At 62.7% G+C, this 18,232-nt stretch carries 17 protein-coding genes; 9 read left to right on the forward strand and 8 right to left on the reverse strand.

Annotated elements, in window-relative coordinates:
• The first annotated feature begins 5 nt into the window (after positions 1 to 5).
• On the forward strand, positions 6 to 563 hold the full coding sequence (locus ESZ53_RS08370; protein WP_129072409.1) for a YceI family protein: 558 nt from the start codon (positions 6 to 8) through the stop codon (positions 561 to 563).
• On the opposite strand, the gene ESZ53_RS08375 is transcribed toward ESZ53_RS08370, so the two are convergent.
• The 4 genes from ESZ53_RS08375 to ESZ53_RS08390 are packed head-to-tail and all read right to left on the reverse strand — an operon-like array spanning position 523 to position 4,873.
• Complete coding sequence (locus ESZ53_RS08375; protein ID WP_246837265.1) at positions 523 to 1,788, reverse strand: MFS transporter; 1,266 nt, start codon at positions 1,786 to 1,788, stop codon at positions 523 to 525. The genes ESZ53_RS08370 and ESZ53_RS08375 overlap by 41 nt on opposite strands.
• Before the next feature lie 57 nt (positions 1,789 to 1,845).
• Entirely contained in the window at positions 1,846 to 2,811 is a 966-nt protein-coding gene (locus ESZ53_RS08380) for a hypothetical protein (protein WP_129072410.1), read from the reverse strand.
• Positions 2,801 to 3,478 carry a low molecular weight phosphatase family protein gene (locus ESZ53_RS08385; RefSeq protein WP_129072411.1) on the reverse strand — a complete coding sequence of 226 codons (678 nt, stop codon included), beginning with the start codon at positions 3,476 to 3,478 and terminating at the stop codon, positions 2,801 to 2,803. The genes ESZ53_RS08380 and ESZ53_RS08385 overlap by 11 nt, the downstream gene beginning before the upstream one ends.
• Positions 3,479 to 3,481: 3 nt before the next feature.
• A complete protein-coding gene (locus tag ESZ53_RS08390; RefSeq protein ID WP_129072412.1) occupies positions 3,482 to 4,873 on the reverse strand; it encodes a polysaccharide biosynthesis tyrosine autokinase in 1,392 nt (463 codons plus the stop codon).
• Between the two features lie 281 nt (positions 4,874 to 5,154).
• Here ESZ53_RS08390 and purS point away from each other — a divergent pair, with 281 nt between their 5' ends.
• From purS to ESZ53_RS08405, 3 genes are read left to right on the forward strand one after another with little or no spacing between them, the layout of a single operon-like run.
• Complete coding sequence (gene purS, locus ESZ53_RS08395; protein ID WP_129072413.1) at positions 5,155 to 5,427, forward strand: phosphoribosylformylglycinamidine synthase subunit PurS; 273 nt, start codon at positions 5,155 to 5,157, stop codon at positions 5,425 to 5,427.
• On the forward strand, positions 5,427 to 6,125 hold the full coding sequence (gene purQ, locus ESZ53_RS08400; protein WP_129072414.1) for a phosphoribosylformylglycinamidine synthase subunit PurQ: 699 nt from the start codon (positions 5,427 to 5,429) through the stop codon (positions 6,123 to 6,125). Before purS ends, purQ begins: the two co-directional genes overlap by 1 nt.
• A gap of 18 nt (positions 6,126 to 6,143) precedes the next feature.
• Entirely contained in the window at positions 6,144 to 6,608 is a 465-nt protein-coding gene (locus tag ESZ53_RS08405) for a DUF3817 domain-containing protein (RefSeq protein ID WP_129072415.1), read from the forward strand.
• A 63-nt stretch (positions 6,609 to 6,671) separates the two neighbouring features.
• On the opposite strand, the gene ESZ53_RS08410 is transcribed toward ESZ53_RS08405, so the two are convergent.
• Both ESZ53_RS08410 and ESZ53_RS08415 read right to left on the reverse strand, forming a co-directional pair.
• The gene (locus ESZ53_RS08410) at positions 6,672 to 7,514 is read right to left on the reverse strand and encodes a type II CAAX prenyl endopeptidase Rce1 family protein (RefSeq protein ID WP_129072416.1); all 843 of its coding nucleotides are present in this window, start codon (positions 7,512 to 7,514) and stop codon (positions 6,672 to 6,674) included.
• Positions 7,515 to 7,519: 5 nt separating this feature from the next.
• Entirely contained in the window at positions 7,520 to 8,737 is a 1,218-nt protein-coding gene (locus ESZ53_RS08415) for a mechanosensitive ion channel family protein (RefSeq protein ID WP_129072417.1), read from the reverse strand.
• 96 nt (positions 8,738 to 8,833) lie between these two features.
• Between ESZ53_RS08415 and ESZ53_RS08420 the strand changes: the two genes are divergently transcribed.
• Entirely contained in the window at positions 8,834 to 10,216 is a 1,383-nt protein-coding gene (locus ESZ53_RS08420) for a DUF2254 domain-containing protein (RefSeq protein ID WP_129072418.1), read from the forward strand.
• Between the two features lie 69 nt (positions 10,217 to 10,285).
• Positions 10,286 to 11,749, forward strand: a complete 1,464-nt coding sequence (locus ESZ53_RS08425; RefSeq protein WP_129072419.1) for a glycosyltransferase — start codon at positions 10,286 to 10,288, stop codon at positions 11,747 to 11,749.
• Between the two features lie 31 nt (positions 11,750 to 11,780).
• Here ESZ53_RS08425 and ESZ53_RS08430 read toward each other — a convergent pair whose 3' ends face one another.
• A complete protein-coding gene (locus ESZ53_RS08430) occupies positions 11,781 to 13,934 on the reverse strand; it encodes a beta-glucosidase (RefSeq protein ID WP_129072420.1) in 2,154 nt (717 codons plus the stop codon).
• A 195-nt stretch (positions 13,935 to 14,129) separates the two neighbouring features.
• Here ESZ53_RS08430 and ESZ53_RS14565 point away from each other — a divergent pair, with 195 nt between their 5' ends.
• From ESZ53_RS14565 to ESZ53_RS08445, 3 genes are all read left to right on the forward strand, one after another.
• Complete coding sequence (locus tag ESZ53_RS14565; RefSeq protein ID WP_129072421.1) at positions 14,130 to 15,143, forward strand: tail fiber protein; 1,014 nt, start codon at positions 14,130 to 14,132, stop codon at positions 15,141 to 15,143.
• 64 nt (positions 15,144 to 15,207) lie between these two features.
• Positions 15,208 to 15,672, forward strand: coding sequence for a GNAT family N-acetyltransferase (locus ESZ53_RS08440; RefSeq protein WP_129072422.1), 465 nt, complete (start codon positions 15,208 to 15,210; stop codon positions 15,670 to 15,672).
• Between the two features lie 92 nt (positions 15,673 to 15,764).
• On the forward strand, positions 15,765 to 16,505 hold the full coding sequence (locus tag ESZ53_RS08445; RefSeq protein WP_129072423.1) for a sulfite exporter TauE/SafE family protein: 741 nt from the start codon (positions 15,765 to 15,767) through the stop codon (positions 16,503 to 16,505).
• A 171-nt stretch (positions 16,506 to 16,676) separates the two neighbouring features.
• Here ESZ53_RS08445 and ESZ53_RS08450 read toward each other — a convergent pair whose 3' ends face one another.
• The gene (locus ESZ53_RS08450) at positions 16,677 to 18,176 is read right to left on the reverse strand and encodes a catalase (protein ID WP_129072424.1); all 1,500 of its coding nucleotides are present in this window, start codon (positions 18,174 to 18,176) and stop codon (positions 16,677 to 16,679) included.
• Between the last annotated feature and the right edge of the window lie 56 nt (positions 18,177 to 18,232).

Consider the following 18,232-nt stretch of genomic DNA (forward strand, 5'->3'; position numbering starts at 1 on the left):
TAGGCATGACTACTTCTCTTGACACCCACATCAACTTCGCTGTCGGAACCTGGCAGCTCGACCCCACGCACTCCACCGTTGCGTTCACGGTCAAGCACCTCATGATCAGCAAGGTTCGCGGAACCTTCGACGGTTTTTCGGGCACCATCGTCACCTCAGAAGTGCCTGCCGAGAACTCGATCACCGCCACCATCGACATGGCAACGATCAACACCAACCAGCCTGACCGCGACGGTCACCTGCGCACCAACGACTTCTTCAACGTGGAGGAGTTCCCCACCGCCACGTTCACCTCGACTTCGATGGACATCGACGGCGACGACCTCACCATTGAAGGTGACCTCACACTTCGTGGCGTTACCAAGCCCGTCACGCTGAAGGGCGAATTTGGCGGCATCGCCACCAACCCATACGGCCAGACTGTTGCCGCGGCAAGCGCCACCACCGTCATCAACCGCACCGAGTTCGGTATCAACTACAACGCTGCGCTCGAAACCGGTGGTGTTCTCCTTGGCGAGAACATCACTCTGACGTTTGACCTGCAGGCTGTACTTCAGAAGTAGCATCACGCGGTGCGGATGGTGTGGCGGGCTTGGCTCGCCACACCACGAGCGCTGCCGCGGTAACAACGAGCACCAGTACGCCAGCTCCCCAGGCGAGCCCGGCGTAGCCGATCATGATCAGGATGGGACCGGCGAAACCACCGCCCACCGCCCCGGCAAGGCTCATGATGGTGTCACTTCGACCCTGAATGCGTAGCCGCATCGCTCCCGTCGAGAGGTCAGCAACGAGTGCCGAACCAGCGACCGTAGAGGCGCTCCAGCCGAGACCGAGCAAGACGAGACCCACGGTGACGGCCGTATTGCTGAGCTCACCCAAAGCAACGACCAGCACGGATGCCGCAAAGAGCGCCTGCCCGATAAGGATTGTCGGGATGCGACCGAAACGGTCACTCGCCCAACCGAAGACCGGCGACAGCGAGTACATTCCGGCAATGTGCAAGCTGATGGTGAAGCCGATGATCGTGAGGCTCGCTCCGTGATGGAGCAAGTGCACGGGTGTCATCGCCATGATCGACACCATGACCGCGTGGCTGATCGCGATGGCGGCAATCGCGAAAACCAATGGGCCACGACCGCGGACGATTCCGGCATCCGCGGCAGCTGCCGGCTCGACAGGTTTATTGCCAGCCAGAACGAGAGGATCGGGGCGCAGCGCCACGAGGTAGAGCGCGACAGCGCCGAGTTGTGCCGCAATCGCGAAAACGAATGAGCCCGTATTGGTCGGCAGCGACAGCCATTGCGCTATCGCTTCACCAGGACCTACGAGGTTCGGGCCGGCGACAGCGCCAATCGTTGTCGACCAGACCACCAGTGAGAGGTCACGCCCTCGATGCTGGGGGGCCGCAACATCCGTCGCGGCAAAGCGCGCCTGAAGGCCAACCGCCGTGCCGACGCCCAGCATCGCAAACCCCAGGATCAGGAGTGGGAAGAATCCAATACCGACAGCAATGACAGTGATCAACGAGCCCGCGGCGGCAACGCCAGCCCCGAGCGCCAACGCGGGGCGACGACCCCAGCGAGCCGCCAACCGCGCCAGAGGAATAGAGACGAGCGCAGCACCGAGCGTGCTGGATGTCGCCGCCGCACCCGAGAGCGCCTCGCCGCCAAGATCGGCGGCCAAAATCGCCCCCACCGCAACAGTTGCTCCGAGGCCCAGCCCGGCGAGCACTTGCCCCGCAACGAGCGTGCGGACGATGCGGGATTGCACGGCGCGGTCGATGTCCATGGGTACAGTCTGGCTTACCACCAGCGCGTGTGCGCGCTAGCGCTTACCGCGCGGTGATTACCACGTAGCTCCGGCATCGGTAGACACCGAGACGCTAGAACCAGACCAGAGCCACACAGCGTCACCGGCTTGGGCGATCGAGACTGCCTGCGGCGCACTTTCCGCCGTGAAACAGCCAACCTTTTGCGCCTCGGCCGAGCTCGCTTCGAGAGACAAGATTGAGATTCCGGCACAGTCCTCTCCGCCAGCGGCGGCGATGACAAAGCCGGAGTCATTGGCCGCGATTGCCAGCGCACCGGGAATGCTAACTTCGCGCCAGCCGTCGTCGGCATCTAGAACGTGCACCTGATTGGTGCACAGCACTGCGACAGAATCTCCCTCAGCGAGCTGCAGCGGAGCACACGGAGCAGCGACATCGCGGTCGGGAAACTGCACGGTCGCGGGCTCTGCCGAGTCGATGAAAGCGGCGGCGCCATCTCCGGCCTCGTAGTCGGCCCAGAAGGCACCCGCTGTAAAGCTGCGGAACTCGCTGACTTCGCACCCATCTCCGACGGCCGCGACAATCGTTACGACGCTTTCGCTGTCAGCCCTAATAGCCAGCACTTGTCTGATGTCAAAAGCTTCGAGATCGACGCTCGAAAAGGTCTCACCGCCGTCGTCACTGCGTTCAAACACGGCGGGTGCATCGCTGCACACGGCCGCGTTTGCACGCCACGCGCTCGTACCATTTGCTGCGGCAAAAACCCGAGGGGCGGCAGCAATAGCGGGGGTGGTGGCCGTCGGCGTTGATGTCGGAGTCGCGGCGGGGCTGGCCGGAGCGTCAATTACATAGGTGGGCGCGCTAGAAGGAGCGGTGTCATCGCTGTCGTTTACCCCGAGGGCAACAACGACCAGGATGATGTCCGCGATCAAGAAAATCGATACGCCGACGATCGCCAAGGTTCGCCAATTGCGCCGCAACCTGCTGCGCCATGATGGTGTCGACGGGCGAGGCTTCTCGCGCTCCGGAAGACTAGACGTCATGAGGGGGCACCGGCCCCTTCATCGCGCGAACGAATGCCGCAACGATCTGGGACACAGCCTGGTCAATCACCGTTCCCGACTCGTCGTACACATCCTGCGACTGCCGATACGGGTCGACTACGTCATCATCGTCAGGATTCTCGGGAGGCGGAACGAAGCCTCTCTGCGCCGCGACCACTGCGACGAGCGCTTGCGGAGAGTCGATGGCAGCGAAATCATCATCAGTGAGAGCGGAAGCTATCCGGGCAAATTGTCGGAGCGTGAAGCTATAGCGAAGTGCGCGCACCGATTGCTGCACGACGTCGGCGCGGTGCTCGCGCGCTGCGGTGAGCACAAGATCTGCGTGATCGATGAGGTTTTCGTCAATCTGACGAGCACGATGCCCTGCGGGCGTGCCGCCGTAGGTGGCCGACAGCTCTGCAGCAGGTTCGGGCATCGAACGACCGACCAGCGCTGAGGTGCCCGCGCTCAACACTGTTGCCTCGACCCCTGCTGCTGCGAGCCGAACAGCGAGCAACTGCTGCGCTAACGGTGACCGGCAAATATTTCCCGTGCAGACCGAGAGGATCGTGAAGGTGTGACTCGAATCAACCTTGGCGGACGCTGACTCGCCCGGCCGACCGCCGGGCTCGAGCATGTCGAAGGAAAAGTCGCTGATGTCAGTCATGAGCTATTTCTTGGCTTCGTCTATTTCGTACCCGTAGCCATAGGAATGACCGTAGTGCCCGTAGCCGTAGGCGTCGGGGCCCTTCGTAGGAAGCATCGTCAGCACCAGTCCGGAGATCGGCGCATCGACGTTCGCGAGCGCCGCTACGGCACCCTGCACTTGGCCCTTGTGAGTTTTTCCGGCCGCGATTACCAAAATCGCTCCGCCGACGCGTTTTGCGAGGATCGCCGCGTCTGTAACGGGCAATAGTGGGGGCGCATCGAAAATGACGTAGTCGAATTCCCTATTGAATACCTCGATCAGCTTGGCCATCGCTATGGAGCCAAGAAGTTCGCTGGGGTTCGGCGGGATTCGTCCAGCGGGGAGCACGAACAGTTTGTTGCGGCCCCACGGCTGCATCACATCTTTGAGGTCTGCTTTACCGATGAGCACGTCAGTAAGGCCCACTGCACCTTCGAGCCCCATGTATTCGCCAACCTTTGGCCTGCGCAGGTCAGCGTCGACGAGGAGAACACGCACACCACTATCCGAGAGCGAGATTGCAAGGTTCGCCGCGGTGGTGCTCTTGCCCTCTGAAGCGACCGAACTCGTGATCACGAAGGCCCGGTCACGCTCACCGAAGTCGATGAACGACAGGTTGGTGCGAAGCGTGCGGAACGATTCCGCTCGAGGACTGCGCGGGTCGGACTGCACGATCAGGGGACGTTCTGCCGCCTTGGGGTCATAAGCGATGCCGCCGATGATGGGCGCATCAGAGATGAGTTCCAGATCCCGCTCGTTGCGAACGCGCGTATCTAGGACCTCGCGAAGAACTGCGATTCCGACACCAAGAGCGAGTCCCACAAGGAACCCGAGGGCGATATTGAGGGGAACGCGTGGGCTCACTGGGGCCGACGGCGCTTCAGCGATTTGCACGGTTGTGAGCTTCACCGGGCTCACGGCACCCTCGGTTTCGGGGGTTTCGATGAGTTGCACAACGGTCGTCAAGCTCTCTGCGATGCCGTTGGCGATTTCAGCAGCGTTCGCCGGGTCGGCGTCGACCACGGAAACTTCGAGAACGGCGGAATCGAGAACGGCGGACACCGAGACATTCGCAGCAAGAGCATCGACTTCGGTATCCAAGTTGAGGCTGTCAATGACGGGTTGAAGCACGATGGGCGTGATCGCCAACTGTGAATAAGTTTTGACCCGCTGCACGGTGAACGAGTTACCTTGCTGAAGGTCAGAAACAGACCCTCCATCGCTCGCCGTGGAGACGAAAACCTTCGAGGATGCACTGTATTTCGGAGTCTGAAGGATGGAGAACGTCGCGGAACTAGCGACCCCCACCAGCATCAGCACCACGATCAGTAGCCAGCTTTTGCGCAAAATGCGTATGTAGTCGCGAAGCTCCATACAGCGGCCTTTCGTTAGACGATCTCGGAAGACACCCCTGCGCCCCCGTTACATGCTCCCACAGACCACCAAAATTCTAGCCATCCTCACGTGTGATCTGCGTACCGTGGACCATTGTTGGGGCGGAAGCTCGGCCTGGGGTTGGGCCGGAGGCTCGGGCCGCGGTGTGATCGCACGGGGTAGTTTCCCCGGCTTCGGAGCAACTCGGAGCAGAGTCCATCGCACCGCTGCGCTCCGCTAGACTGAGGGCATCTTCCCGCGCGAAATCATGGAGTGATTCGGTGCCAATAATCGTCGTCGAGGTAATGCCCAAGGCTGAAATCCTCGATCCTCAGGGCAAGGCCGTAGCCGGCGCCCTCGTCCGTCTCGACAAGAGCGAGTTCAGCGCGGTGCGCATCGGTAAGCGTTTTGAGCTCACCGTTGACGGCCCCATCACTGACGAGCTGCTGGCTGAGGCTCGCGAGATCGCGAACGATCTTCTCGCCAACACGGTGATCGAAGACGTCATTTACGTTGGCGAGGCTCGCCCCGCCGACGACGCTCAGGGCGCATAGTGCGCGTCGGAGTCATCACCTTTCCGGGTTCGCTCGACGACCGTGACGCTCAGCGTGCGGTCAAGCTGGGTGGCGGTGAGCCGGTAGCCCTGTGGCACGGCGACCACGACCTCAAGAACGTGGATGCAATAGTTCTGCCCGGCGGTTTCAGCTACGGCGACTACCTTCGTGCCGGCGCCATCGCAGCGCACTCGCCCATCATGAGCGAAGTCATTGCAGCCGCGAACGGCGGAATGCCCGTTCTGGGCATCTGCAACGGCTTCCAGATTTTGGTGGAATCCCACCTTCTTCCCGGCGGCCTCGTGCGCAACGACCACGGAGACTTTGTCTGCCGCGACCAGAAGCTTCGCGTCGAGAATGTCGACACTGCCTGGAGCAATGGCTTCAAAGAAGACGAAGAGATCATCATCCCGTTGAAGAACGGTGAGGGCGGCTACATTGCTGACCAAGAGACGCTCGATCGTCTCGAGGGTGAAAACCAGGTTGTGTTCCGCTACCTCGAGGTCAACCCCAACGGGTCGGCGAACGACATTGCCGGCATCTCGAATGCTCGCGGCAACGTCGTGGGTCTTATGCCTCATCCCGAGCACGCGACCGAAGAAGGCTTTGGCCCAGACACTCGCGCTGCGATGCGTTCGGGCACTGACGGCCTCACGTTCTTCACGAGCGCGATCAGCTCGCTGATGGCCAACGCCTAATACTGAAAGTTCAGCCCCATGTTTGCGACTCCCAAGTCACTGTTCCGCGTTCTTGCATTTGCTGAAGCGGTCACCTGGACGCTGCTGATCACCGGCCTCATCCTGCGCGCTACAGCGGGGCTGGATGTCGCAGTGTCGATCGGTGGGGCCATTCACGGTTTCGTCTTCCTGGCTTACGGCGCCACTGCCGTGCTGTTAACGGTGAACCAACGGTGGAGCGTCGGCACCGCCGTTCTCACCATCGGTAGCGCGGTCATCCCCTACGCGACGATTCCGGTGGAATTGTGGCTAGCACGCTCGGGACGCCTGAAGGGCGACTGGCGCAAAGAAGCATCCGATCATCCGCGGGATGCGGGCTGGATCGACCGAACGATGCGCTGGTTCTTGAACCACCCGTACATGTTGGTGGCCCTCATCGCTGGCGCCGTCATTCTGCTCTACGTTGTGCTTCTCATCGCGGGCCCTCCCGGCGGCAAAGAGTAACCTCGCGGCATGGCTGCGGCCGCGCCTGAGGCGCTCCCACGAGGTGGGCTCGCCGCGCATCCGCTACAGCAGGAAGAACGGGATGACACCCGGGTTGCGCGCGTGCACAATGACGAGGAACACGACCGCGTCAAACAGTAGGTGCACGCTCAGCACGTAGACGAGGGACTTCGTGGTCGAGTAGATCCAGCCCTGCAAGAGTGCGAACGGGATCGTGAGCAGCGGGCCCCACGACTGGTAGCCGAGTTCCCACAGGAACGCCACGAAGATCACCATCTGTAGCAGGTTCGCCTGCCACACCGGGAAGTGACGGCGAAAGAGCACGAATACGGTGAGGATGAAGAAGAGCTCATCCCACGTACCCACGGCGTTCACGCCGACGAACAGGCGCCCAATCTCATCGGGCGTCGTGACGATGGGCCAGTTGAGATAGACCCCACTCGTGATGAAGTAGAACGGCAGAATGAGCCAGCCGAGAAAGAGCACGAGAACCAGGTAGCCCCACTGAACCCGGTTCCACGGCCAGCCGCCCCGCCACGGAAAGCGGATGAGGCGATCCTTGAACACGAAGCGCGAGATGGCATACGGCACGGCTACCGCCGCGGCTAGCACGAACCCGAGCAAGAAGAAGTTGCCCCAGCTGATGTCAGCTTCGACCGACACCGTCGAGACGATGATCATTCCGACCGCGATCAGCAACAGGTCTTTCGCGAGCCCTTCAGTGAACTTGCGGCTATCCGTGAACCAGGCCCCGGCGAGCGCGACTGCCACGACGACGTAGCCGAGCAGCGGCAGTCGGAGCGAGAACATCAGTACGGCCGAGCCGCTCAATAGCGCTGCAGGAACAAGGCCCCAACTGCGTGCGCTGAGGATGCGATCGGAGACAACACTGTCGACGGACGGCATGCGTATTAGTCCTTTGTGGGGGCGCGATCTGGCGCGTGGTCTGGCCCTTCAGCGGGCATGTTCTCGGGAACATTATCTTGCACCGGGATGGCGCCGGTGAATTCTTGACGGCGAGCATCCGCTTCGGCGCTACCGCTGAAGAGGCCGCGGTTCTGCGGTGCCGCCGACGATTTGGTGCGCACTGCAGCTTCGTTCTCGACCATGAGCACGCGCGTGCGAGGAAGCGCTGCAGGGTTCTTGGCCTGCAACCAGGTGACCATTTCTTCGCGAACGTGAGTGCGTAGATCCCACAGCGCTCCGGAGTCGGCAGCGCTGATCAGCACGCGAACGCGCACGAAGCCGCCCTTGGCATCCACGACTTGGATGTTGGCGGTGCGGCCGTCCCACAGCTCAGTGCGCTCGACGACTTTGCTGAGACGTTCACGCATCTGGTCGATGTTGACGCGCCAGTCGAGGTCGAAGTTCACTTCGCCGAGGAGCTCAGTGGCGTTTCGGGTCCAGTTCTGGAACGGTGTGGTCGTGAAGTAGGTGGAGGGCAGCACGAGGCGGCGCTGGTCCCAGATGCTCACGACGATGTAAGTGAGGGTGATCTCTTCGATACGGCCCCACTCGCCGTCGGCGATCACGACGTCATCCACTCGGATGGCGTCGCTGAAGGCGAGCTGCATTCCCGCGAACACGTTGGCGAGCGCCGACTGCGCGGCAATACCGGCAACGACGGAAACAAGACCGGCGGAGGCGAGAACACTCGCGCCGAGGGCTTCGGCACCGGGGAGAGTGAGGAGAATGGCACCGATCGTGACGATCACAATGACGGCGGCGAGAACGCGGCGGATCAGGAGAACTTGGGTGCGCACCCGGCGCGCGGCGCGATTGTCAGGAACATCGGTCGGGTAACGAGCGAGAGTGCGATTGAGCAGCAGGTTGATGATCGCGATCAGCAGCCAGCCACCGGCCGCGATGACCGCGATGAGGAAAACCGTATCGATGACGTCGCGAAGGTCTGCGACCGGGAGCGTGATCGAAATCGCTGCCCACACGGCAAGCAAGGCCATCAGCACTCGTAAGCGCTGACGTGTTTGAGCGAGGGTTTGGTAGACCCCGGGGCGCACGCGCGAGATTCCCCGCACAACGAGCGAGATCACTCCGATGCCAATGACGACCGCGACAAGCGCAATCAGTACGGCTACGGCGAGACCCAGCCACGATACCCATTCAAACAATCGAGTGATTTCCTTTCATTCGCGTTGTTCCACCCTAGGGGCAGGCACCACAACAAAGCCTGACGTGATTAACTAGGGCGATTCGAGAGGGATGTCATGAGCGAGCTAGCAACACAGAGTGCGCGTCGTAATTCCCTGCGCCGCTGGATCGCCACCCTGCGCGAGGGCATCGCAGCTGAGCTCTGGCCGCTGCCTACGATGTCCATCATTCTCGCGGTGATCTTGGGCATCGTGATCCCCTTGATCGACCGCGCCGTGGATGACTCGCTTCCGGCCGCGTTCGAACGCATCCTGTTCGCCGGTGGCCCGGAAAGCGCGCGCGCTGTGCTCTCGGCCATCTCGGGTTCGCTGATCACGGCGACCTCCCTTACCTTCTCTCTCACCGTTGTTGCGCTGCAACTGGCCAGCAGCCAAGCCTCGCCGCGTGTGCTGCGCACCTTCCTCAAAGACCAGACGGTGCACTGGACCCTCTCGGTCTTCGTTGGCACCTTCGCCTACGCCCTCACGGTGTTGCGCACAGTTCAGGATGGCGACGACAGCATCGATCCGATCGTGCCGCGCCTTGCGGTGACGCTGGCATCGCTGCTGACCCTGGCGAGCGTTGTCATGCTCACGCTGTTCCTGGCGCACCTCGCCCGGCAGCTGCGCATCGAGACGACGATGCGGCAGGTTTACCTCGAAACCAGCAAGACCATCGAGCTGGTGGCATCCACGATGGCTACCGGTGAAACGGAACTGCCCGAGTGGCCACCTGCCGAACGAATCGAACTTGCTTTAGCTAAACGTTCGGGGTTCATCCGTTCGAGCGACCGCTCGCGCTTACTGACCATCGCGATCAAGAACGACATCGTGGCGCGCGAAGAACACACGGTTGGGCACCATGTCGTGAGCGGAACCCCGGTGCTGCGCTGGTGGCCGCGTGACCCCCTGCGCCATCTGGATGACGACGACCGCGCCTACATCAACAGTGCGCTGGTCGGTGCCGTCAGTCTCGCTTACGAGCGCACGGCCAGCCAAGATATCGGTTTTGGCATCCGCCAGCTCGTCGACATCACGGCCCGCGCACTCTCCCCCGGAGTCAACGACCCCACGACCGCCGTGCACACGCTCGGGCATATTTCAGCGACGCTGTGCTCGCTCGCGGACCTAGAGATTCAGTCTCGCGGGCTCACCGATGATGATGACATCGTGCGCGTGATCATCAAGCCCCACAATTTCATCAACCTGCTCGACGTCGCCCTGACTCAGCCACGGCGCTATGGCGCGAGCGACCCCGGAGTGGTGGAGCGTTTGTACCAACTGCTGCAAGAAGTGGGCTACCGCGCGCAACGCACCGAGCAGTCCGAAGCGGTGGCGGCGCAGATCGACCGGCTCGAAGCATCCGTGGCGGCAGAAACGTACGACGCAGTGGAGCGCGAACGATTCGCCCATTTCGCCGAAGCCGCCCGGGTGGCGACCACCGAGCACCGCTGGCTCTAAGAAATTCGCCGGAGGATCTACGCCACGCACTCCGGGCGCGGCCGCACCGAGCTCGACTATCATTTCCCCATGCCAGACACCCACCCCACTCATTCCCCCACTGCTGGCGGAGAGCGGGTTCTGATCTTGTCTGCCGGGGTCGGATCCGGTCACAACAGCGCCGCCGCGGCAGTGCGCCAAGCGTGTGACGCCCGCTCCGATGTCGCCGAGGTGCAAGTGCTCGACGTATTGCAGGTCAGCAGCACGCTGTACCGCGACGTGCTGGGCAAGGGCTATTTCGTGCTCGCCAAAGGTTTGCCCTGGTTGCTCGAGTGGGCGTACGACGTTAGTGATGCCCCGTTTTGGCGTCGCGGCCCCATCGACCCGTGGACGCAAGCTAACTCTCTCCCCGTGATTCGAGCCATCAAACGCTTTCAGCCGACCGCCATCGTGAGTACCCATTTCCTCCCGGCTCAGCTCATGGCGACCCTTCTGATGCGCGGGGTGATTGACGCCAAAACAGCGGTAGTCACGACCGACTACGATCCTCAAGGCCTCTGGCTCACCAGCGCCTTCCACTCGTTCAACGTGGCGCGTGAGGAGGGCAAGGTCGAGCTGATGGCGCTCGGCTTCCCGGCCGATCGCGTGGCTGCTACCGGCATCCCCATCAGTACACCGTCGGATGTTGCACCCGATCGCGTCACCAACGACATCCCGCACATCCTGATTTCTGCAGGCGCTGCGGGCGGGGATTACGCCACCGCTGTCGTGCGACAGACGCTGCATATGCGCTCGGCGTTCACGGCAACTGTTGTGTGCGGGCACAACGTCGAGACTCGCGCGGACATTGAGAAACTTGTCGGGGCTGACGACCGTTTTCAGGTTCTGGGGTTCACGACTGAGATGCCGGCGCTACTGAGAAGCGCCGATCTGTTCGTGGGCAAACCTGGTGGGTTGTCGGCGTCCGAATGCATGGCGGCGGGATTGCCCATGGTGCTGGTGAACCCCATCCCGGGTCAAGAAGTTCGTAACGGTGACTACCTGATGGAGCAGGGCGCTGCTGTTCGCTGCAACAACGTCACCACCCTCGGGTGGAAAATCGACCAGATCTTGCAAGAACCGGGGCGGATCCACCGGATGCAGGTGGCGGCGAAACAGACCGGCCGCCCGGATGCCGCAGCCGACGTTCTCACCGGACTTCTCGACGGCCCGCGCCGCCCGATCGTCGTAACTCGTGACGCTCAAAAAGCCATTCTTGCCGCCAGTGAAAAGCGATTGGTGGCGAGCGATCTGCGGGGAGATTCTGCTCTGGTGCGGCTGACGGATCCCACCGATAACAGCACGGTGGCACTTCTGAAAGCGGATGAGTTGAAAGACCTGCAGAAGCGGTACGCGTCGGCCGAGGGAGAGTTAGTGCTCCGCCCCGACCAGACGCTCGCGTCGCTTCGGTGGGAGGGCCGCCGCCTGATTCGGGCCGTGCTGCGCAACGATGATTCGCTGCGCGTTCGCATCGACGCGCTTCCGCACGCACAGCCGTCGCCGCGAGCGCAGTAGCAGTTCTAGCGCTCGTCGCAGCCCGCATCCGCTAGTCAGCGGTAGGGCGAAACGGCACCGCTCCGGCCCAGTCGGAGGGGCTGCACTGAGCCGCGAGTAGCGCCCACTCACCTGACCGCGCGCTCCACTGCCGAGTATTCGGATCCCGCTGCAACGTCGGCCCCGCATCGAGTGTTATTTGCACGGTCGCGCTCGCCCCACTCGGCACCGTGACTTTCTGAAAGCCGACTAGCTGGGCGACCGGATGCTCGGCCGCCACGTCGGCGGCATAGAGCTGCACGACCGTGGAGCCGGCGCGGTTGCCCGTATTGGTGACGAGAACGCGAGCGGTGCCGCCGGTGTCGGCGAACGTGTGGTCGAGCAGTTCATGAGTCATCGTGGTGTAGCCCAAGCCGAATCCGAACGGGAAGGCGGGAGCGACGCCGGTGGCATCGAGGTGGCGCTGACCCCACTTGTCGTCGTACACGACCGCTTTAGCCGCGCTATCAAACGGGGGCAGGTGCGCTGCGTCGCGCGGGATGACGAACGGCAACCGGCCTCCGGGCTCGGTGTCTCCCGTGAGCATGCTCGCGAGCGCGTGCCCGCCTTCCATACCGCCGTACCAGGCCAGAACCAGCGCCGGGATACGATCGCGCCAGGCGTCGGTCACGATCGCACTGCCGCCGACCAGCACCACCACCGTGCGCGGATTGGCCGCAGCAACGGCTCTGATGAGGCTCGCGTCGGATGGCCGCAGTTCGAGCGAGCTCCGATCGCCGCCACGAACGAAGCGTGCGGCAAGGTGTGCCAGTCCGATGAAAATGCGGCGAGATAACCCTGAATTGAACGCGCGACCGAGGATGCCGACGTCGACTCCCCCGGTGACCACCGACTCGCCTTCGTCATGCTGATCGAGCCCCACGACGACGATGGCGGTCTCAGCCTGTGCGGCAAGCGCGGCCGCAGCGCTCTCGTTCTTGCCCGAATCGGTCGTGATGTGTGCCGCGGGGAACGCTTCGCGTATCCCCTGCAGCGGAGAAACGGTAGACGGCGGCCGCACCCGCGATGAGCCGTGATCGCCCAGATTGTCTCCGTCGGCAAGCCGCCCGACGACTGCTAGCCGGCGCGTGGTGCGCGGCAACGGCAGCAATGGCGTCTCACCGATGGCGTCATTCTTGAGCAGCACGATGGACTCGGCGGCGGCCTGAAGGGCAAGGGCCCGGTGCGCGGGAGAGGCGATGACGGTCGCGCTTGGCTCCTGCTGCTCGCGTGTGGCGGCATGAAGAATACTGGTACTCAGGATGCGGTGGGCCGACTGCAGCACCGTCGCGCGGTCGAGCTCGCCGCTACGAAGCGCCGCCGGCAGGGCACGAGCTCGCAGCATCCGCAGCGGCATTTCGATATCCATCCCGGCTTTGAGGCTCGCGACCGCATCGTGGGTGCCGAACACCCAGTCGCTCGTGACGAAGCCGGTGAAACCCCACTCGTGTCGCAGCACATCGGTGAGCAGGGCGCGATTAACATCCATATATTCACCGCGCACCCGGTTGTAGGCACTCATGATCGAGTCGGCTCCGGCATCCACCGTGGCTTTGAAATGGGGCAAATACACCTCGTGCAGCGCGTGGTCGTCGACGGCTACATCCACTTCGAAGCGTTCGTTCTCCATCGAGTTGAGCGCGAAATGCTTGACGCACGCCATCGTGTGCACCCGAACGCCGCGCGTGAGGGCCGAGCCCATCTGCCCGACGAGTACCGGATCTTCGCCGTAGCATTCCTGCGCGCGACCCCAGGCCGGATGCCGCAGCAAGTTCACGCACACCGACGCCGAATAATTGGCACCCTGCGCGCGGGTCTCGGCACCGATCGCCACCCCGACGCGCTGCTCGAGCTCTGGATCCCACGTCGCCGCCCGCGCCATCGTCACGGGGAACGCCGTAGCCGCTCCGATAACGACACCGCGAGCACCATCACTGAAGCGGATGCCCGGAATTCCGAGCCGCGCAACGGCTCCGGCCACGAACGGTTGCCGCCCGAGAAGGACAGGGATGAAGGGCAATAGTCGCCGAGGAGAGTCGCCGTCGAGCAAGCCGAGCAGTTCCTTGTCAGTCAGCAGAGTGATGAGCTGGGTGGCGGATTCATCTGCATCACGTGCGCCGTCGCGAACAGCGCGCACCGCGTCGTTGAAGGCGTTCGCTTTCTCCATAGTTCAAAGTCTGCACCCTCCCACTGTGCTCACGCACAACGGAGTTAGTTTGACCACGAAACCAGCACAATCATCACGATGGCGGGGTCGACGATGGCAACCTCTCTGCGAATGTCGTGGTGGCGCGCGAACGCACCCCTACTAATGGGGGTCGAGACCTCTCGTAGTCCACTTGTCGCGCATCGATAGATTGGCATGAACCACTGGCGCATCTTGGCGCCACCTCAATTGACTGGATCATTCTTGCCTTCACCGCTTCGCGCTCCCTCACGTTCGCTTCGATTGCTTGCGGGGGCAGCGATTGCCGCCGTGATGCTCGCCGGCTGCACAAGCCAGGGCAGTTCTGCGGATGCACTGCAGAAGGCTTGCGTTGACACCACCGCCTCAGCAATCAAGCTCATTGACGCCGGCGACTCGTGCGGTGCCGGTTTCGTCGAAGCAGTTTTCATGACCGATGCTGCCGCGGCCGGCGCCGACGGCGAAGACGGGCAGAACGGCGCTGATGGAATCGACGGCACAGATGGCGTTGATGGCACCGACGGTCTCAATGGCGCGACAGGCGCAACAGGACTCACCGGGGCGAACGGGGGCACCGCGCTCAGCGGACCGACGGGAGCCACTGGCCCGGCGGGTGCAGACGGCACTAATGGCGCAGACGGCGCGGCGGGTGCAGACGGCACTAGCGGCGCAGACGGCGCTGCAGGACCCACCGGTCCCATCGGACTCACCGGAGCGACCGGCCCCATCGGCCTCACCGGCGCCACAGGCCCCACCGGCGCAACGGGCACCAACGGCGCTGACGGCCCGGCCGGCCCGCAGGGGCCTCAGGGCGACGCGGGCCCAACAGGCGAAACGGGAGCTGCCGGCGCAACTGGGGCAACAGGAGCTGCCGGCGCAACAGGCGCAACCGGTAATTCCGCTCTCTCCGACAGCTTCGGAAGTAGCGTTAATCGCGCGGGTGACGGCGGAACCTACGAGTGCTATCTGGGCACCCTCTCATTGACAGCATCAAGCTACGCCGGTGAAGGCATCGTGGCCGATGGGCGTGAACTGTCAATTGCGAACAACACTGCACTCTTCTCGCTTCTAGGGACCACCTACGGCGGTAATGGTCGCACCACCTTCAACATTCCCGACATGAGCGCGGTCACACCTAACAACATGACGTGGACACTCTGCCACCTAGGAGTCTTCCCGAGTCGCAACTAATCACCGCTAACAGCGTCGTCGACACTTGGCGAGCTCCGTGTGACACGCAGACTAGAATTCTGACGTGGAAGACACTTACGAACTCGAACTCCGCAGCGTTCCCTTCGAGCATGCCGACTCGGTCATGCTGCGTGCGGCACAGCGCGCCGAGCTCACCGCACGGTACGGAACAGAAGACAGCGAACCCGGCGTCAAGCCGAACGCTGACTCGGTTGTCGTCTTCTTGATCGCCTACGTTGATGGCGTTCCGGCTGGGTGCGGCGGGCTCCGTGAGCTCAGCGAAGAGGTCTTTGAAGTGAAGCGGATGTACGTCACGCCCGCTCAGCGCGGCACCGGAATTGCGGTTGCAGTGCTCAAGGGGCTTGAAGAGTGGGCGCGCGCACAGTCGGCAACGACGTTGGCGCTCGAAACAGGCACGGCCCAGCCTGACGCGATGCGCTTCTACGAGCGCGAGGGCTACACCCGCATCGAGAACTTCGGCGACTACGTGGGCGAGCCGCTGAGCGTCTGCTACGCCAAGACGCTCTAGCCAGCACTATTGACTGCACGCGCTCGCACCCGCGGCATTAGCTTGGCGTTGCTGTGGCGCAGCGGGAGCCTGCCGCGCTCTACGCTTGAGACGTGCTTGCTTTCGTCGCCCTCTCCATCCTGATCGGCGCGCTGTCGCAACGCATAACGGGCATGGGCTTTGCGCTGGTGTGTTCACCGATCGTCGTTATCTTGCTTGGCCCTTTCGATGGCGTGCTCGTCGTCAACTTCAGCGCCGTCATTTTGTCGCTATTGATCCTGCCCCGCGTGTGGAAGCGTATCGAGTGGCGCGCCTTTGCGTGGCTGGTGATTCCCGCAGTGCTCACTATCGTTCCGGGGTCTCTGCTCGCGGCACACCTCCCCGGCCCGGTTTTGCAACTCGGCGTCGGCATCCTAGTGTTGCTCGCCCTCACCGCGACTCTGCTCATTACCCGCGCAAACCATGTCGTGGCTGCACGACCGGCAGCGATTATGGCGGGCGCGGCATCCGGTTTCATGAATACCGCCGCTGGCGTTGGCGGGCCTGCCCTGAGCATTTATGCGGTCCTGACCCGGTGGCCGCAAGCGAAATTCGCGGCGACGCTGCAGCCCTATTTCATCGTGATCGGCAGCGTTTCCCTAGTCAGCAAGATCGTCTTTTCGGGTGGGGAGCTTCCGCAATTGGATGTCGTGAGCTGGGTGGTAATCATTGGCGCGTTAGTCAGTGGTTTCATTTTGGGCGAAGTGCTCAACCGGCACATTAGCCACAGCGTTGCGCGGACAGCGGTCATCATCGTCGCGTATATCGGAGGCGCTGTTGCGGTGATCGAGGGTGCCCTTCACCTGCAGCTCTAGGCACCGGCAGATGCCTGCACGCCAACGAGATCTACCCCGAGTGAATGGATGCCCGGCAACTTAACGCACGGATGCCCGGCCCCACGTTCGGGACCGGGCATCCGGTACTTCAGTTCTGTTGCGAACTAGCTACTTTCGCGAGTGCCGCTCAGTCTGCTGAGTAAGCTCACGCTAGTTAGCGGGGCCGACTCCGACGGGGTCAGCTTCTTCGTTCGCGGTGTCGCCATTGCCGGGAACCGTCTTGCGGAGCGTGGCGCCGAGTTCGGCATCCACACTGCCCCAGTACCAGTAGAAACGCTCGAGGATCTCGGGGATCGTGATGCCACGGCCCTGCCCGGTGAGGGTTTCGATGAAGCGAGCCTTCGACTCTGCCGAGAAGACGTCGCGGTAGAGCGTTCCAGCCTGGCCGAAGTCGTCGTCCTCGGAGTGCAGGGTTGCTGCTGCGCGAAGCAGTTCGCCGTCGGTTGCCCAGCCACCTTCGCCGGCGAGCTCGGGCTGAGCTGCGGGTCCACCGAACGAGTTCGGTGCGTACGTGCGAGCGGCCGCGTCACCGATCTTGTAATTCATGGAACCTTCGTGCTGGTAGTTGCGCGCTTCGGAGGCGTGCGGCTGGTTCACCGGCAGCTGGTTGTAGTTGGTTCCGATGCGGTTGCGCTGGGCATCCGGGTAGGAGAACACCCGCGCCATCAGCATCTTGTCTGGGCTGATGTCGGTGCCGGGAACCATGTTCGACGGCGAGAACGCTGACTGCTCGATCTGCGCGAAGAAGTTCTCCGGGTTGCGGTTGAGCGTGAAGTGGCCAACCGGAATCAGCGGGTAGTCCTTGTGCGACCACGTCTTGGTGAGGTCGAAGGGGTTGAAGCGGTAGGTCTTGGCTTCTTCGTACGGCATGACCTGCACCGAAACGTCCCAGGTGGGGTAGTCGCCGTCGGCGATGGCGTTGAAGAGGTCGCGACGGTAGTAGTCAGCGTCTTCGCCGGCGATGCGCTCGGCTTCGGCAGCTTCCATGAGCTCGACACCCTGGCGGGACTTGAAGTGGTACTGCACCCAGAAGCGTTCGCCTTCGGCGTTGATCCACTGGTAGGTGTGCGAGCTGTAGCCGTTGACGTGACGCCATGACTTGCTGAGACCGCGGTCACCCATGAGGTACGTGACTTGGTGGGCACTTTCGGGCGAGAGGGTCCAGAAGTCCCACTGCATGTCGCCGTCGCGAAGGCCAGAGTCGCCGAGGCGCTTCTGCGAGTGGATGAAGTCGGGGAACTTCATGCCATCACGAATGAAGAAGACGGGGGTGTTGTTTCCGACGATGTCGAGGTTTCCCTCGGTGGTGTAGAAACGCAGTGCGAAGCCGCGCACGTCGCGCCAAGTGTCGGGCGAACCCTGCTCTCCGGCTACGGACGAGAAACGCAGAATGGTTTCGCTCGTTGCGCCCTTCTGGAAGACGGCAGCCTTGGTGAACTGAGAGACGTCTTCTGTGACGACGAACTCACCAAATGCTCCACCACCCTTGGCGTGGGGGTTGCGCTCCGGCACCCGCTCGCGGTTGAACGCGGCGAGCTTCTCGACCAGAAAACGATCGTGCAGCGCGATTACGCCATCAGGACCTGTTGTGAGCGAATGTTCGTCGCTCGCAATGGGTGCGCCGGCCTGGGTTGTCGTGGGTTCTGTCACGATGTCTCCTTTATGTGGGGGTGATTAGTGGCGAATTGAAGATGGGGCGACAGCGT

Origin of the sequence: Salinibacterium sp. UTAS2018 (genome assembly GCF_004118935.1) — a bacterium.
Classification (GTDB): domain Bacteria; phylum Actinomycetota; class Actinomycetes; order Actinomycetales; family Microbacteriaceae; genus Rhodoglobus.

Coding starts and splice junctions, on each gene's coding strand:
- ESZ53_RS08385 (WP_129072411.1), bottom strand. CDS start 3,478: ATGACTGACATCAGCGACTTTTCCTTCGACATGCTCGAGCCCGGCGGT.
- ESZ53_RS08390 (WP_129072412.1), bottom strand. CDS start 4,873: ATGGAGCTTCGCGACTACATACGCATTTTGCGCAAAAGCTGGCTACTG.
- ESZ53_RS08370 (WP_129072409.1), top strand. CDS start 6: ATGACTACTTCTCTTGACACCCACATCAACTTCGCTGTCGGAACCTGG.
- ESZ53_RS08420 (WP_129072418.1), top strand. CDS start 8,834: ATGAGCGAGCTAGCAACACAGAGTGCGCGTCGTAATTCCCTGCGCCGC.
- ESZ53_RS08425 (WP_129072419.1), top strand. CDS start 10,286: ATGCCAGACACCCACCCCACTCATTCCCCCACTGCTGGCGGAGAGCGG.
- ESZ53_RS08380 (WP_129072410.1), bottom strand. CDS start 2,811: ATGACGTCTAGTCTTCCGGAGCGCGAGAAGCCTCGCCCGTCGACACCA.
- ESZ53_RS08410 (WP_129072416.1), bottom strand. CDS start 7,514: ATGCCGTCCGTCGACAGTGTTGTCTCCGATCGCATCCTCAGCGCACGC.
- ESZ53_RS08405 (WP_129072415.1), top strand. CDS start 6,144: ATGTTTGCGACTCCCAAGTCACTGTTCCGCGTTCTTGCATTTGCTGAA.
- ESZ53_RS08375 (WP_246837265.1), bottom strand. CDS start 1,788: ATGGACATCGACCGCGCCGTGCAATCCCGCATCGTCCGCACGCTCGTT.
- ESZ53_RS14565 (WP_129072421.1), top strand. CDS start 14,130: ATGAACCACTGGCGCATCTTGGCGCCACCTCAATTGACTGGATCATTC.
- ESZ53_RS08430 (WP_129072420.1), bottom strand. CDS start 13,934: ATGGAGAAAGCGAACGCCTTCAACGACGCGGTGCGCGCTGTTCGCGAC.